The sequence below is a fragment of the Sphingopyxis sp. genome (genome assembly GCF_965279725.1).
Lineage (GTDB): Bacteria > Pseudomonadota > Alphaproteobacteria > Sphingomonadales > Sphingomonadaceae > Sphingopyxis.
In genome coordinates, this window is the sequence record NZ_CBDIIL010000003.1 from 884,551 (window position 1) to 900,797 (window position 16,247).

Below are 16,247 nucleotides of genomic sequence, written 5' to 3' on the forward strand. Positions count from 1 at the left end.
TGCAGAATGAGAGTCCAATGACCCTGACGAATCCCCTTACCCGCATCGCCGCCTGGACGATGACACCTCTGGCCGCTGTCAGTCTCGCGATCGGCGTCCCCGCGATCGCGCAGTCGTCGACCACGCTGGCATCGGTGCAGTCGCACCTCAAATTGACGACGTCGATGACCGCCGATTTTGTCCAGACAGACCGCAATGGGCAGCGGTTGAATGGCAAGCTGACCCTCAAGCGCCCCGGCAAGATCCGGTTTCAATATCAGAAGGACGTCCCGCTGTTGATCGTCGGCGACGGCAGTTCGCTGACGGTGATCGATTATGAGGTGCGGCAGGTTCAGCGCTGGCCCGTCAAAAATTCGCCGCTTGGCGCGTTGCTCGACCCCGACCGCGATCTGACCAAATATGCCAAGGTCGTCCCCACGGGCAGCAACGACGTGCTGAGTGTCGAGGTCAAGGATAAGAAGCGGCCCGAATATGGCACCATCACGATGGTGTTCGTGCGTGACGGTTCGGCCCCCGGCGGCCTGCGCCTGCGCGGCTGGGTCGCGCTCGATTCGCAAAATAACCGGACGCGCATCGATCTGAGCAACCAGAAATTCAATGTTGCGGTCGCCGATTCGGCATTCCGGTGGACCGATCCGCGCCCGAACAAGCGTGGTCGCTGACCGAAGCTGAACGGAAAATTCAGGGTCGAGACTTTTTTCAAAAATTTCCGGCCTTTTTCCGCCGAACCGTCGCCCAGCATCGACGAACTGCAAAAACGGCGCTGCGCCGCCGATTTTCGTTCAGCTTGGCGACAGGGAGGCAGGGCTATTTCAACTCTCGAAGACGCCAACACGGCCCCGGATTTGGGTTTCCCCCTGTTGCCCCACCCGGATCGCCCGGTGTCTTCTTTCAAGAGCGTGACGAACGCTGACCTTGAACCCCCGTTCCACCGCCCCTGGAACGGGGGTTTATGATTCGCGGCCACGCCACCTCGTGGTCAGCATCCTCGTTGCGCCGCAGGCGCAGCGCCGATAGAGCCACCGCATGACTCGCACCAGCATCGCTTCGTGGAATATCAACAGCGTCCGCGCCCGCATCGGCATCGTCGAAAAGTTCCTGCGCGAAGAATCTCCCGACATCCTGTGCCTGCAGGAAACCAAGGTCGAGTGCGTCACCTTTCCCAAGGATATGTTCCAGTCGCTGGGATACACACATATCGCCACCCACGGCCAGCGCATGCACCATGGCGTCGCGATCGTCAGCAAGGTACCGCTGACCGACGTCCGCAAATATGACTGGCAGGCGAATGGCGAAGCGCGCCATGTCGGCGTAACGCTGCCGTCGGGGGTCCGCCTCGACAATGTCTATATTCCTGCGGGCGGCGACATTCCCGACCGAGAGCTCAATTCCAAATTCGGACAGAAACTCGATTTCTTTGGCCGGATGACCGAATGGGCGAGCACGCTGACCGGCACCCCGACCGTGCTGACCGGCGATTTCAACGTGGCGCCGCTCGCCAGCGATGTGTGGAACCACAAGGCGCTGCTCGACGTCGTCAGCCACACGCCGGTCGAGGTCGATACGCTCGCGCGCTTGCAGGCGGCGTCGAACTGGGTCGACCTGGGCCGCCACTTCATCGCCGCGCCGACCCCGCTTTACACTTGGTGGAGTTACCGCGCGAAGGATTGGGAGGCGTCAAACCGCGGCCGCCGGCTCGACCATATGTGGGTGACCCCCGACCTGCTGTCGAAAGCGGTCTCGCACCGTATCGTCCAACCGACGCGCAGCTGGGAGCGGCCGTCGGATCATATCCCGCTGGTGACGGAGTTCGCCTTTTGACCGACAGCGCGATCGACCGCGGCTCCCGTCAGGCGGCGCGCGCGATCGATGCGCTGCGGCGCGGATGGCCGTTTCGCGTCGCCGGCAGCGACGGCGCACTCGATCTGCTCGCGGTCGAAAGCGCGCGCGACGCCGCGGTGGCTGCATTTGGCGCCACCGACATCCTGCTCTCGGGCGAGCGCGCGGTGACGTTGAAACTGACCAACCAGCGCGCCGCCGCAGCACCCGGGCCCGTGCGGTTGGCGAACGCCGCCGACAGCGTTGCAGCGGCGCTGGCAATTGCCGACCCCGCGCTCGACCTTGCCTATCCGCTCAAAGGCCCGTTCCGCACCGTGGCGACCGGCGGCGAAACCGCCGCAGCCGCCGCGATGACGATGGCGCGCCATGCGGGGCTGCTCCCCGCGTTTTTCGTGCGCGAAGCGGCTGGCGAAACCGAAACCCTTTGCTCGGCAGACGATGTCGCGACGTTGCTTGATCCGGCGCGGCTTGCCATCGCCGCGCGCGCGCGCCTGCCTGTAGCGGCCAGCGAAACCGCCGAGATCATCGCTTTCCGATCGCCCGAGGAAGCGTCGGATCATGTCGCGCTGGTCATCGGCAAACGCGACGGAAATCCCCCCGTCGTCCGGTTGCACAGCGAATGCCTGACCGGCGACGTGCTCGGCAGCCTGAAATGCGATTGCGGGCCGCAGCTCCACGCCGCGCTCCACGCGATGGCCGACGCGCCGTGGGGGGTGCTGCTGTACCTGCGCCAGGAAGGGCGCGGGATCGGGCTGGTCAACAAGCTGCGCGCCTATGCGCTGCAGGATCAGGGCTATGATACCGTCGACGCCAATTTGCGGCTTGGCTTTCCGGTCGAAGCGCGCGATTTTGCAATCGCTGGGCGGATGCTGGAACTGCTGAACATCCCGCGCATCCGGTTGATGACCAACAACCCCGAAAAGGTCGCGCGACTGGAGAAGGAGGGCGTCGAAGTCGTCGAGCGCCTGCCGCTCGCGCTGCCGACGAACAAATTTAACGAGCAATATCTGGCGACGAAGCGTGATCGGACTGGGCACCAGCTGTAGTCAGTCGCCATTGCGAGGAGCAAAGCGACGCGGCAATCGAGAGTAGGCATAAACCGCTCTGGATTGCTTCGCTACGCTCGCAATGACGAGATTTGTTGCCGACCTTAATGCACGAACCGCGCCACCACGTCGCGGTAACTGCGGCTGACCTTCACCTGCGCGCCCGAACCGAGCACGAGGAAACATTCGCCGTTGGTGTGCGGCTTCACCTGCTTGACCTGTGACAGGTTCACGATCGTCGAGCGGTGGACGCGCTGGAAATTGCGCGGGTCGAGCCGCTTTTCCAGATCCTTCATCGTTTCGCGCAGGATCAGGCTGTTGTCTGCTGTATAGATGCACATATAGTCGCCGGCGGCGTCGATGCGTTCAATGCTGTCGACATCGACGCGGAAAATCTGGCCGCGGTCCTTGATGTTGATCATCTTTTCATAACGGTCGGCGGCATGAGCGTCAGGAGCATTTTCGCTGCCATAATCGTCGGCGGCGTCGGGCGCGACCTCGGCCAGCACATTTTTCAGCCGCTCAACCTCGGCAACGCCGCGCTTTTCGGTCAGCCGCTGGCGCACCCGGTCGAGCGCATCGGCGAGCCGTTCGGGCTCGACCGGCTTGACCAGATAATCGACCGCCTGCGCTTCGAAGGCCCGGATCGCATGGTCCGAATATGCGGTGACAAAGACGACCAGCGGGGGTTCGACTTCCATCAGCCCCTGAATCACCGAAAAGCCGTCGAATCCCGGCATCTGGATGTCCAGAAAAACCAGGTCGGGCTTGTGCGTCTTGATCTTTCGGATGGCTTCGCGGCCATTTTGCGCTGTGTCGACAATTTCGACGTCCGCATGCGGCTCCAGCCGCAGTTGCAGGCCTTGGGTGGCCAGTTTCTCATCATCCACCAGGATGGTTCTGATCGTCATGTCCGTTCGGTTCCAATCGTCATTTGCCCATCGGGCTGAAACGGAAACTCGATAATCACCGTGAATCCGCCGTCATCACCGCGTTGAGCGTCAAACCGGTGCTGGTCACCAAAAGCCTGCGCCAGTCGGTCCCTGATATTGGCTAAACCCACGCCGGTCGATTCCGTTGCAAGACCTGTGGTGGGGTCCGTGCCGTCGACTGGCAATCCCGTGCCGGTGTCCGACACGGTAATCCGAACATTTTGACCGGCCAGCTGTGCTGAAATCGTAATATCGGCGCCGTCTTCCAGCGGCGTGACCGCGTATTTGATTGCATTCTCGACCAGCGGCTGCAGCAACAACGAGGGTAGCCGCGCCCGCGCCACCACCGGATCGATCGCAAAATGCGGACGTAACCGTTCCTCGAACCGCATTTTTTCGATGTCGAGATAGAGCTTCAGCGTCTCGACTTCCTGCGCCAGCGTGACTTGCGCGGTTGGTTCGTTGGCAAGCGTGTAGCGCAGGAAGGCGGACAGGCGCGATAGCATCGCGTTCGCGGGTTCGGTCTGTTTGAGCAGCACCAGCGTCGAAATGCTGTTCAGCGTGTTGAACAGGAAATGCGGATTGAGCTGATAGCGCAGCATCGCGAGCTGCGCCGACGCAGCCTGCGCCTCCAGCCGGATGACGCGGTCATTCTGTTCCTCGAGCTGGAGGAAATAGTTGATCGCGAAATAGAGCGCCGACCAAGCGGCGAGCGAGGTTGCGTCGATATAGACCGCGCCGAGCAACAGGCCGGTAAAACCGGCTTCGCTGCTCGGATTCTGGATCTGCGCGACCCACGCATCGATAAAGGCCCATAGCGCCGTGGCCAGACCCGAGAGACCGAAGCTGACCCCCCACATCAACAACGGCCGCCGGCTGATCAGGGTGCGGTAACAAACCGACAGGATCAGCGACAGCGAGAAGCCGGTGATCGCCGAAATTGTTTGCGGGATCAGAAACGCCAGCGGCTGGCCATTGGCGAGGCCCGACACACCGCGCAGACCGAGCCACGCGGCCCAGCCCAGGATCTGGAGATTCCAGAAAGCGCGAACCTTGTTGTCGAAAAAGGGTCCCGGCGAAGACAGGCGAAACAGTGGCATGGGGGTCCGTAAGGTAGCGATGATCAGCGCCCGTGCGTGCGTCGCCCGAAACCGGCGCTGCCCGTCATTCGGCTGCCACCGGCGCCATGGCGGCATCGCCGCGCACCCGGGCCTGCCCGAGCGGCTGGAGTTCGGCGCGATGCTTCCACAGCAGTTCCTTGTAATTGATCACCCGGCCATCGTGCGCGGTCAACGTGACCGGCCCGATCGGCTGTTCGTCGCGCGCATCGACCAGCACCGGGGTCGACGGCACCCCCGCGCCCCATTTTTCGCCCCATTGGCGTAGGGCGATCATCGCAGGGAGCAGTTCGATACCCTTTTGGGTCAGCTGGTACTGGACCTTGCGCCGGTCCTCCGCCATCACTTCACGCGCCATGATGCCATGATCGACCAGCCGCGACAGCCGGTTCGACAATATGTTGCGCGCGATGTTCAGTTCCTGCTGAAATTCCTCGAAATGATGGACGCCGTTAAACGCGGCGCGCAGGATCATGAACGACCAGCGTTCCCCCATCGCTTCCAGCGCCAGCGGCAGGGCGCAATTGCCCCCCTCCATGTCGTTCAGCAGTTCGCGTAATTTTCCCATGACCCATGCCCTAACGTAAAATCGACCCCTGCGCCAAAAAAATATAGTGGCTCCGTTGCATTCCGCAACGCGATATATTGCCAGCCACCGCGCGCGCGAAAACGACGAGCCGGCGCCCTGCAGCGATGCACTTGGGGTGCCTGACGCGGTCGAATCAAGCGCTGAAATACCCGCCGGCGTCGCGTCGACGACGCCGCAAATGACGCTGCCCACCGCCTTTGCCAGAATTGCCGAGACAGTGCCGAACCGCCCAATCAAGTTTCGCATTGCAATATTGCCGATAGGAACGACATTGGGCGCAATGCTGCGTCAATATGAACTTGTCGAGCGCGTGCGCGCTTATGATCCCGACTGCGACGAGGCGCTGCTCAATCGCGCCTATGTCTTTACCGTCCAGAAGCACGGCAGTCAGAAACGCGCCTCGGGCGACCCCTATTTCAGTCATCCGGTCGAAGTCGCGGGGATTTTGACCGACCTGCACCTCGATTGCGAAACCATCGTCACCGCGTTGCTCCACGACACGCTCGAAGATACGCTGGCCACCCCCGAAGAAATCGAGCGCCTGTTCGGGGCCGATGTCGCGCGGCTGGTCGATGGCGTTACCAAGCTCAGCAAGATCGAAGCACAGACCGAAAATGAGCGCGCCGCCGAAAATTTGCGCAAGTTTCTGCTCGCCATGTCCGACGACATTCGCGTGCTGCTGGTCAAACTTGCCGACCGGCTGCACAATATGCGCACCCTGCATTTCATCCAGAGTCCCGACAAGCGCCGCCGCATCGCCAAGGAGACGATGGATATCTATGCCCCGCTCGCTGAGCGGATCGGCATGTATGAATATATGCGCGAAATGCAGCTGTTGGCGTTCAGCGAACTTGAGCCTGAGGCCTATGCAACGATCACCGGCCGTCTGTCGAAGCTGACCGCCGGCGGCAAGGACAAGGTCGCGACCGTCACCCGCGACTTCAAAGAGCTGCTTGTCAAAAACGGCATCGAGGCCGATGTGTCGGGCCGCGAGAAGCACCCCTATTCGATCTGGCGCAAGATGCAGGAGCGTCATGTCAGCTTCGAACAGGTCACCGACATCATCGCGTTTCGCATCATCACGCCGACCGACGCCGATTGCTACGCCGCGCTCGGCCTGATTCACCGCAAATGGAAAATGGTCCCGGGGCGGTTCAAGGATTATATCTCGACCCCAAAGCGCAACGGCTATAAATCGCTGCACACGACGATCATGCACCAGCAAAATATGCGGATCGAGATCCAGATCCGCAGTCTGGGCATGCACCAGCAGTCCGAATTCGGCTTCGCCGCGCACTGGGCGTACAAGCAGGGCGGCACCGCTCCCGACGGGCAGGCGGGGTGGATCCGCGACCTCATCGAAATCCTCGAGCAGACGCAGGATCCCGAAGAGTTTCTGGAGAACACGCGCATCGCGATGTACCAGGATCGCATCTTTGCCTTCACCCCCAAGGGTAGCCTGCACCAGTTGCCCAAGGGCGCGACGCCCGTCGACTTTGCCTATGCCGTCCACACCGGGCTGGGCGACCGCACCGTCGGCGCCAAGGTCAACGGGCGGCTGGTGCCGCTGCGCACCCAGCTCAACAATGGCGATACCGTCGAAATCCTGTCGTCGGACAAACAGACGCCGCAGCCCGCGTGGCTGGGCTTTGCCGTCACCGGCAAGGCGCGCGCCGCGATCCGCCGCCATGTCCGGTCCAAGGAAAAGGTCGAGCTCGCGGCGCTGGGTCGCAAGATGTATGACGAGATTGCGCTCCGCCTGCCGAACAAGGTGGGCGACAAGGCGCGCGCCGCGGCGCTGACGCGGCTCAAGCTCGACAGTGACGCCGCACTCTACGTCGCGATCGCCAAGCAGCGCCTGTCCGACAATGCGGTGCTCGAAGCGCTGGTCCCTGGCATCACCGCCGAAATGAAGTTGAAGCCGGGCAATTTTGCGCAAGGCGCTGCGGTATCGATCGCGGGACTGACCCCGGGCGTCGCCTATCAGCTCGCCGATTGCTGCCACCCGGTCCCCGGCGACCGCATCGTCGGCCTTTCCCGTCCCGGCGAAGGCATCGAGGTGCATGTCATCGACTGCCCCAGCCTGGCCGACGGCGTCGATGCCGACTGGATTGATCTGCGCTGGCAGGAAGACAGCGAGGGCGGCAACGCGCGGCTGTGCATCGTCATTCTGAACGAACCCGGCACCCTCGCCGAAATGTCGGGCATCCTCGCCGCCAATTCAGCGAACATCACCAACTTGCGGCTGTCGAACCGCGAGGGCGGGTTTCACACCTATGACGTCGTCGTCGAAGTGCGCGACGTCCATCATGTGATGCGCATCCTGTCGGCGCTCCGCGCGTCGGACATGGTGGTGCAGGCGGAGCGGCTTTAAATAGCCCTGTCATTGCGAGCGTAGCGAAGCAATCTCCAGCTAAGCGTATAGCGTTGCCGTAAGCTGGAGATTGCTTCGCTACGCTCGCAATGACGCTCGGTTAGTTCGCGTACAGCAACGGTGGCCGCCAAGCGTTCTGATCCACCTCGTCTCTAACCTTGTACACCAGCCCCCTACTGTTGAGGAACAGCTTCTCCATCTCCGGCCGCGTGAACGGCCGCGAACCGAGACGTCCGAACACCGCCATCTGGCCGCCGGTCTCGTCGACCGCGCGGTCGCGGTCGAGACCCTTTGACAGCGCGAGCGCCGGCGATGGGGTCTTGGCCCATGCGATCAGTTCGGGGGTCGGTTTGGGTGAGAAGCCATAGAGGCCGGGATTGTCGGGGCTGGTCAGCTGGAGCACCTTGATGCCGCCGCGGCCGTCGGCGACGTAGCCGAACAGCGAGGCATTGGTCGATGCGACGATGACATCCTCGGCATCGGTCAGCTTGCCGCCAAAGGTCAGTCCCGGCCACACGATCGGCGCCGCGGGGCGCGTCACATCGACGATGACCAGCCCGTCCTGCTTGGCCGCGACATACATATAGGTGCGAGCCAGATAAATCTTCCGCGCATTGGCGAGCCTGACGGTTCCCTCGGGCACCGCGACCGGCACCGCTAGATTGGTGACGTCGAACAGCTTCACACCCTCGGCATCGGTGACCCAAAGATAGCGGAACTGCACCGCGCTGGCCCGCGCGTCGGTCAGCGGCAATTGCGCCGTCACCTTGGGCTGGAGCGGTACAGACAGGTCGAGCACGACTAGCCCCGCATCGGTGGTGATATAGGCCATACTGCCCGCGAGCGTCACATGCCGCGCGCCCGCCAGCACATTGCCCTCGTTCCAGGTCAGCGCACGGGTCAGCTTGTTGTTGCGGAATTCGGCGTCGGCCAGCGTGTCGATATCGACGAGAACCAGCCCTTCGACGCTGTCGGTGATGACGGCGTAGCGGTAGATGTCGTGCATCACCTGCTCGTGGTTCTCAGGGTAGTTCTTCACGATATTCTCGTTGCGCGACACGCTGATCGGCTGCGTCGTCGCAATCGCCATGCACGTCGCATTCTTTGTCTTCACTTGCGTGTCCTGACCGAGCGGCGAGAAGGGCGCGCGGACGATGCGGTCGGAGAAGCCCTTGTTGCCGACCGACGCGATGTCATAGACGCGGAAGCCGCCCTTGCCCTCGGCAACGAACATATATTCGCCGCGCTGTTGCAGGCAATTCACCCGGCCGCTGGTGCCCTGAACGATATTGGCGAATTCCTCGAGCGCGTGGGTTTCGCCCGATCCCTTTTTGTCGAAGGTCTTGCCGCGCACCCAATTTTTCAGCTCGCGGCCGTTCTGCTCGACGTGCAGTTTCCAATAATCGGGATAGCTATATTTCTGCAGATAGCTGCCGATTACCGCCTGCGGTTCGTCCCATTCGGTGACGCGTGTCGCCTGGAAACTGTTTTCCTGACCCGACCAGACGTTGAGCCCAACGAAGTTGACGAAATTGGTCCCGAGCAAATTCAGCTGCGCCATGATCGCGTTGTTGTCGTCGGCCGCCGACAGATGGCAGTCGCTGCACTGCTTCGTTTCCGACCGGCGCACCGTATGCGGGAAATGCGGCGCAAACGCCTGGCTGGAATAGCCCGCCGACGAAATCGGCGGCTGCTGCACATAGATGCGTTCGCGGTTGATGTTGGTCGACGACAGCACCAGCGCCGAGGTCGAGCGCACCGGGGTGATGATCCCCCGCGCCTCGCCGTTCGGGCCGGGCTCGCCGGGCTTGGTCAGCTGATGCCGGCCGAGCTGGAACATCTCGTCGCGCGCCACCTGCGGGTTGTAGGTCGCAAAGTTGCGCGTCTCCTCGCCCTCGAAATGGTGCGTCTTGGTCTTCCAATTGGCCTCGATCGGCAAATGGCAGCCACCGCAACTCGTCGTCCACGACAGGTGACAGGTGAAGCAGGTCATCTTGTCGTCGCCGTGCGCGCGGTCTTCCTTGGCGACCCCCGGCCCCCATTCGAACTTGCCGTCCTCGGCGCCCGACCGCGCCATCAATTTGGCGCGCGCCGCCTTGGCGTTGAAATGCGGCCCCGGGGTCACCGCCTGTTTGACCAGGCTGACCTGCCATTCGAGCTTGGGATCGACGATCGAGCGCTGGATCAGGCCGATCACCTCGGCATCGTCATTATACTGGAATTCGAAACGGCGCCGCCCGTCGGGATTGCGGAGCAGCGCCAGATTATTGCCCTGCGGCCGCGCCGCGACGTTCGACGTGAGCAGGTTCGGGAAAGCGTCGGCGGTGCCGTGGCAATCCTTGCAGCTGATCTCGACCGCGTTGGCGACTTCGCCCTGGATAAAGCCGTTGCCGTGGCTGTCCTGCGCAAAGTGGCAGTCGGCGCATTGCATGCCCTTTTCAGCGTGGATGTCCATCATATGGACGGCCTTGCCGGGGTTGATCCCGGGCGGCACAAACTTGCCCTCGACGCCGGGTTTGCCCGGATCGGCACTCGACAGGCACAGGTCGCGCTCCTTGGGATCGGCGTAATGGCTACAGCTCTTGCGCCATTTCTCGGGATCCTTCGGGTCGATGATGTTCGCGGTATCGGTGCCGTAGGTCGCCATATTGCCGTCGGCGGTCAGTAGATTGCCGGTGCGATCGCGCTTGAAGATGCCGCGGAAGTTCCAGCCATGGCCGTGATAGTCGGCGAACTGGGTGTCCTTGTTGCTGTCGTTGACGTCATAGACGTCGCGCAGGAACTCCACGTCGGCCCACAGCCCGCGCGTTGCCGCGGCTTCGGGATTGCGTTCGAGTACCTGATGCACCTCGGCGGCGGTCGGGTAGCGCTGCTGCTTGTATTTTTTCTGATAGTCCGCGTTGCTCATCCCCGGCGGGCGCGGCGCGGTGTTGTCGGGGCCCGGCCACATCTGCGGCGCGTCGGATTCATAATCCCACATCGTGTAGCCAAGGTACGAGTTCAGGAAGATGTTCGGCTGGTGCATGTGGCAGGACATGCACTGCGACGTCGGGATCGCGCGGGTGAAGGCGTGGCTGATCGGATGCCCAGATTCGCGGCGCGGCCGCGGCGGTTGCTGCTGCGGCCCGGCGGTCGCCGCCGCCGGATCGATCAGCGAGCCATGGCCGCCGGCACCCGCCGGTTCGGCGTTGGGCGCCATATGGTCGGCGTCGGCATGACCGCCGCCGCCGGGTTTTTTCTCAGCCCCATGACCGTCGCCCTCTACCCGCAGCTTTTCGCGGATCGTCGGGTCGACGGTGTCGGTTTCGCCATCGCGGCCATATTTGGCATAGGTGAGGCTATGCCGTGGTTCGCGGTCGTTGGCATAGATGACATGACAGCCCGAGCAGCCCGAATGGCGATAGTCGCCGGGCTGGTCGTTGGTCCCCATGAACCATGACAGCGGGTCGTTGAGGCGCGTCTTGTGGATGTTGAGCACCGGGATCGAGACGCGCAGGCCAGTACCGGGCCCACGGTTCGACTGTTTGAGGTCGGGACGCCCTGGTTCCTCGAGCCGCTGGATGCTGCCGGTGGGGTTCGGCAGGCCGATTTCCGGAAATTGCGTGTTGATGTTGCGCCCGCCGCGTTCGAAGACGCGGAAGACGTCGCCCGGCGGGATGACGCTCCAGCGCGGCAGCGGATACATTTTCGCCAGCGCGCCGCGCTTTGTCTCGTCCTCGGTCAGGATCTTGTCGAAGCCGAAGCTCGGCTTGCACGCTTCCTTATATTCCTCGGCGGTGAGCCGCGACGAGGGTGACAGGATGCAAGCGGGTTCGCCCTTGCGCGTATAGGCTTCGCCAAATACGTAATTTTTATACGGCACGATGCCGTTGTTATACGCCGCCCCGCCCCACAGCATCGCACCCGTCGACATCAGCGAGCGTTCGGTCGCCTCGATCACTTCGAGGTGACACGATCCGCACGCCTCGCGCGCGACGCGATAATCGCTGGGGTTCACGAAACGGATGAATTCGGGCGATTCCTTGTTGAGCAGGGTATAGCTGCGCTGCGGGTTCGCCGAACTGTCGTGCCACGCGCCAGGCAGCGTCGGCTGCGGGTGTGCGAGCGCCATCACAGCTTTGTTGGTGGCGTTGGCGTAGCCGAGGCTGGGGGTGCCGACCTGCGATGCATCGCCGCCGTGGCAGTCGGTGCAGCCGAGCCGCACCGCCGGGGTCGCGTGCATCGACGGCTGGTCGGTGCGGGTATGACAGCTGTAGCAACCTTCGGACTTCGCCGTCACATCGGCCTCGGTCTGCTCACGCGGCGCCGGCGGCGTAAAGCGATATTCGATCTTGAGCGGCTTTTCCTCCTCGGCGGCGCGCACGACGCTGGCGCCAAAGGCGGCGCACATTGTGACAAACGCCAGCAAGGCGAAAAGTTTACGCATCATCATCAGAAACTCAAAATCACATTGGCGAGGATCGACACGTAGGCGTCGTTCTTCTGCTTGTTATCGAACAGATCCTTGAACCCGTCGCCGGGCAGCAGCACCGCGGCGCTGAGGCGCCCAACGATATTCTGCGTCGCCTTCGGCCGCCAGATCGTCGCCACCGACAGGTCGAAGCCGATGTCCTTGGGGATCGATCCTTCGGTGCGTAGCGCCTGCAACGACGACGTGTCGGCGAACCACAAATGGTTGGCGTTGGCGCTGATCCGAAATTCGGGGGTCAGGTCGAAATCGGCGCCGGCGCCGATGAACACGGTGCCGGGGTTGTTGAAATTCGACTGCCCCTCTTCCTTCGACGAGCGCAGCGAGTTCAATATGCCGTTGCGGCCGTTGATGGCGATGACGCGCCCGCCGCCCGCAAAAGGGATCGTCTGGCGGATCCAGTAGCTGGTGTCGGCGCCGCCGAAGATCGGGTTTTCGAAGATCGCGTCAAAGCCGCCTTCGGTGTTGTTATGCGGGTCGCCGTCGCCGGTGGCATACAGCCCCGATAGGCGGAACCGCATCCAGTCATGATCGTAACTGAGTTCGACCGCGCCGAAACCCGCGCGGATTTCGGCGGGCTTGCTAGTAAAGAAGCTGTTCCGGTCTTCGCCGAGCGCCGCGTAGAAGCTGGCCGTGACGTTGATCCGCCCGATCCGCCCGTCGGCGCTATACCCCAGATAAACGACGTCATATTCGCGCCCGCGCAAATCGCCGAGCAGCGCCGGACGAACCGGGAAACCATTGTGGTCGATCTGGATGTCGTTCTTTTCGCGGTTCATATTGTACGTCGCGCTGATCTGGCTGGTCAGCCCGACGAACGGGAAATCCTGGCGATAGAGATTGGCGGTGAGGATGAAATCGTCGCGCGGGGTCTGGGTGATGTCGTTGAGACCGCTGTTGGTGTCCTTTTCGAGTCGCCAGAAGGCCGCGAGATTATATTGGAAGCGGTTGTTGTCGCGGTTGCCGAACAGACGGATGCCGAGCTGGCTGTCGTTGAACAGAAAGCCGCGAAAATCGCTCTGAAACGGCTGGATGCCCAGCCGGATCGAATAGAAGTCGAAGCGGTCCGACGTATTGCCGAGATGCTTGTCGACGAACAATTCCTGTACCCCCAGGAACGAGTCATAGCGATGGCTTGCCTTCGACGGGCGCACGTCGAGGACGCGGCGTTCGGGCACGTCGACATAATTGGCCTGATAGGCGAGGGTAACGCGATATTCGATGTCGGGCGGTTTGAACGCGGTCGACCCCTTGATGAGCGCCGCGCCGACAATGAAGGTTTGCGCGAATACAAAGCTGCGGTCCTTGCCGAAAACATCGAGGCTGCCCGGTCGCTCGGTAGTCTGGACCCCGACCGGGATCGGAAAGGTGCGCGGTTCGAACACGGTATCGGACACCGCATTGGCGACGATGAACCAGTCGTCGCCCTTGATCGGCAGCCATGGCACCTTGCTGCGGTCGATCGCACGGTCGCCCTTATAAGTGTTCTGGTGATAGGGATCGAACCAGCGTTCCTTGACCACCCCCAGGCTTTCGATCAGGCGCCAGCGGTCGGGAACCGGCAACTGGTCCTCCATGCCTGGGAACGCCTGCGGCGGCGGCGGACGCAGCGCGCCGACATTGTCCTGAGTCAACTGGTCGGGAAGATCGGGCGTATAACCGGGGCGGCGGCGACCTTCGATGATCTGGGTGACCAGATCGTCCTTGACCATTTCCTGCCAGTCGACCGGCGGCGGCGGCGGGATCAATTCGTCGGCGGGCTGTTCGGAAGCGGCGGCGTCACCGGCGAACGGCGGATCGTCAAGCGCGGGCGGCGGCGGCGGGACCTCGATCCCCGGCGTACCCTGCGCCGCGAGAGTCGCGATAATCGGCCAAAGGCTGCCCCCCGTCATCATCGCCTACAGCCCGTCGCAGACATTTTGCTGCGCCGTGTCGAGGAATGGCGCGAAGGGGCAGCCGATATAGCGCAAGCGGACCGTCCGATTGTCGGCAAGGGTCACGACCACTCGGTCGGCGCGGATTGCCGACGGGGCATTGCCGATCGACCCGACCCGCGCGCCGCCGTTGTGGAGCCCAAGGAAACTGATCATATCGTCCTGGTCGATGCCGTCGCCCGACACCCCGATACCGCCCACAAGCTGGCCGCCGCGATAGATGGGGACCGAGCCGGGAAAAATCTGAATCCCGTTCTGAAGCCGGTTCAATCCCGGCTGGACGTCGGGCAGCGTGGTGCAGCGCTGCGGCGTGTCGGTCGGGCTGGCGCCGGTCACAAAGCCCAGATGCGCGCCGATGTTGCCGATGATCAGCGCCGATTGCAGGCCGGTCGAGAAGGGGTTGAATTGCTGAATCGGACGCGACAGCGGACCGTGCGGGCGTCCGACCTCACCATCGGGAAAATAGGGACGTGACAGATTGCCCCCCGACCGATCGGCAAAGGCGATCGTGCCGGTCAGCGCCGCAGGATTATTGAGGAAGGCGCGCGTTGCCGGCACGAACTGGCGGACATCGGCGCTGGCATTGGCACTCAGTTCGGCGCCCGCGACCGCATTGGAAAAGAAGGTCGCGGTGCGCGCCTTTTGCAAGCTGACGTCAGTGCCGAAAATCGGCGCATCGGGCGAACGAACGATGCCGAGGATCGCACCATGGGTATCGACAATGCTGATCGACACTTGCGCGCGGCTGTCAAGCGGACGGCGAATCTGACCCCGCGCGCGGCTAACGATCTTGAAGGCTTCCTCCATGACCGCGCGCACTTCGGCCTGGGTGAGCGGCGCGCTGTTGCTTGCCGCATCGGTGGCGGCGCGCACCGGGAAACGGTTGGCGCCGCTGCCGTCGGTCAGGACATAAGCATCGGCGTTGGTGAATTCGGCAGCGGTCGACGGCCGCATTCCCGAGGCCTCGGTGCCATAAACGGTGCCTGCGATGACCGCGGCGTTCGCATAGCCAATGACCGCCACCAAGTTGCCAGCGACTCCGTTCAAACTGGCAAAACTTGTCCCGCCGCTGGTCGACAGCCCGCCATAGGTCGCGTCTGAAAAGCGCAGACTGGTCCCATCGACTGTGATCTTGTCGGCGGTGATGCTGGTCGGCGCCTCGAATCCGCGGGTGCCGGCAAGCGCGACAAATTCTTCGGGATCATTGTCGATGTCGAGAGTGTTGGGATCGCTGCCATAGACCCCGTCACCCATCACGCCGATGCCGCCGACAAGCTTGCCATTTTTGTATAGCGGCAGGCCGCCGGGATCGGCCGACAGGCCAAGCGGCGAGCGCTTTGGTCCGATCAGCGCCGCGCCGCCCAGCGCGCCGAACCGCGCATTAAGGTCGCTGCAGGGAAGCTGGCTGAACTGCACCCCGAACAATGGACCGCTTTCCAGCCCGACCGTCGTCGGTGCGGGCGGGAAATGTTCCTGCACGATCTGGCTGGCGGTGCGGGTCGAAAAGGCGTTGCCCGCGCTCGAAAGATAGGCGCCGGTCACCGCTTTCGCGATGGCGCCCGCTTCGGCTGGAACGGTGACATTTTGCGCGTCGATGTTCATCCCGTTGGGCGCCGCAGCGGTGGTCGCCGTGGCGCGTGCGCCGTTCATGCGAAAAACCGCGAGCACATTGCCGACGCGGTCGGTCACCGCGATCACCGACGGCAGGCTGCGCGCCTGCGCCTCGACGGTCGCCTGCGCGATCACTTGCTGAACATCGGCGATGCTCAGCGATTCATTGCCCGGCTGGGTGAAGACACTGCCCGTCGGGGTCGGGGTTGGCGTGGGGGTGGGGGTCGGTGTGGGCGTTGGAGTCCCACCCCCGCCGCCGCCGCCGCACGAGGCGAGGAGCAGCGAACCAATCGCGGCAAAGGCCGCAGAGCGGAAAAAATGGGTCTTGCTTCGCAT

Annotated in this window: 10 protein-coding genes; 4 read left to right on the forward strand and 6 right to left on the reverse strand. The window is 62.9% G+C overall.

Going from position 1 to position 16,247, the window contains the following annotated elements; all coding sequences use genetic code 11:
* Positions 1 to 17 precede the first annotated feature (17 nt).
* The 3 genes from ACQY6T_RS13125 (at position 18) to ribA (ending at position 2,885) form a co-directional block, all read left to right on the forward strand.
* Positions 18 to 662 (forward strand): LolA family protein, encoded by a 645-nt coding sequence (locus tag ACQY6T_RS13125; RefSeq protein ID WP_428631336.1) that lies wholly within the window; start codon positions 18 to 20, stop codon positions 660 to 662.
* Between the two features lie 364 nt (positions 663 to 1,026).
* Entirely contained in the window at positions 1,027 to 1,821 is a 795-nt protein-coding gene (locus ACQY6T_RS13130; protein WP_428631338.1) for an exodeoxyribonuclease III, read from the forward strand.
* Positions 1,818 to 2,885, forward strand: a complete 1,068-nt coding sequence (ribA, locus tag ACQY6T_RS13135) for a GTP cyclohydrolase II (protein ID WP_428631339.1) — start codon at positions 1,818 to 1,820, stop codon at positions 2,883 to 2,885. The genes ACQY6T_RS13130 and ribA overlap by 4 nt, the downstream gene beginning before the upstream one ends.
* Before the next feature lie 104 nt (positions 2,886 to 2,989).
* On the opposite strand, the gene ACQY6T_RS13140 is transcribed toward ribA, so the two are convergent.
* The 3 genes from ACQY6T_RS13140 to ACQY6T_RS13150 all read right to left on the reverse strand — a co-directional run bounded on the left by ACQY6T_RS13140 (position 2,990) and on the right by ACQY6T_RS13150 (position 5,503).
* Positions 2,990 to 3,796 carry a LytR/AlgR family response regulator transcription factor gene (locus ACQY6T_RS13140; protein WP_428631340.1) on the reverse strand — a complete coding sequence of 269 codons (807 nt, stop codon included), beginning with the start codon at positions 3,794 to 3,796 and terminating at the stop codon, positions 2,990 to 2,992.
* On the reverse strand, positions 3,793 to 4,917 hold the full coding sequence (locus tag ACQY6T_RS13145; RefSeq protein WP_428631342.1) for a sensor histidine kinase: 1,125 nt from the start codon (positions 4,915 to 4,917) through the stop codon (positions 3,793 to 3,795). The genes ACQY6T_RS13140 and ACQY6T_RS13145 overlap by 4 nt, the downstream gene beginning before the upstream one ends.
* A gap of 64 nt (positions 4,918 to 4,981) precedes the next feature.
* A complete protein-coding gene (locus ACQY6T_RS13150) occupies positions 4,982 to 5,503 on the reverse strand; it encodes a winged helix-turn-helix transcriptional regulator (protein WP_428631344.1) in 522 nt (173 codons plus the stop codon).
* 301 nt (positions 5,504 to 5,804) lie between these two features.
* Between ACQY6T_RS13150 and ACQY6T_RS13155 the strand changes: the two genes are divergently transcribed.
* Positions 5,805 to 7,898: a RelA/SpoT family protein gene (locus ACQY6T_RS13155; protein WP_428631346.1), complete on the forward strand. Its 2,094-nt coding sequence runs from the start codon at positions 5,805 to 5,807 to the stop codon at positions 7,896 to 7,898.
* A gap of 100 nt (positions 7,899 to 7,998) precedes the next feature.
* Here the strand turns inward: ACQY6T_RS13155 and ACQY6T_RS13160 are convergent, their stop codons facing one another.
* The 3 genes from ACQY6T_RS13160 to ACQY6T_RS13170 are packed head-to-tail and all read right to left on the reverse strand — an operon-like array spanning position 7,999 to position 16,247.
* Positions 7,999 to 12,327: a hypothetical protein gene (locus ACQY6T_RS13160; protein WP_428632658.1), complete on the reverse strand. Its 4,329-nt coding sequence runs from the start codon at positions 12,325 to 12,327 to the stop codon at positions 7,999 to 8,001.
* Positions 12,328 to 12,329: 2 nt separating this feature from the next.
* The gene (locus ACQY6T_RS13165; RefSeq protein WP_428631347.1) at positions 12,330 to 14,261 is read right to left on the reverse strand and encodes a hypothetical protein; all 1,932 of its coding nucleotides are present in this window, start codon (positions 14,259 to 14,261) and stop codon (positions 12,330 to 12,332) included.
* Positions 14,262 to 14,264: 3 nt separating this feature from the next.
* A complete protein-coding gene (locus tag ACQY6T_RS13170; protein WP_428631349.1) occupies positions 14,265 to 16,247 on the reverse strand; it encodes a heme-binding protein in 1,983 nt (660 codons plus the stop codon).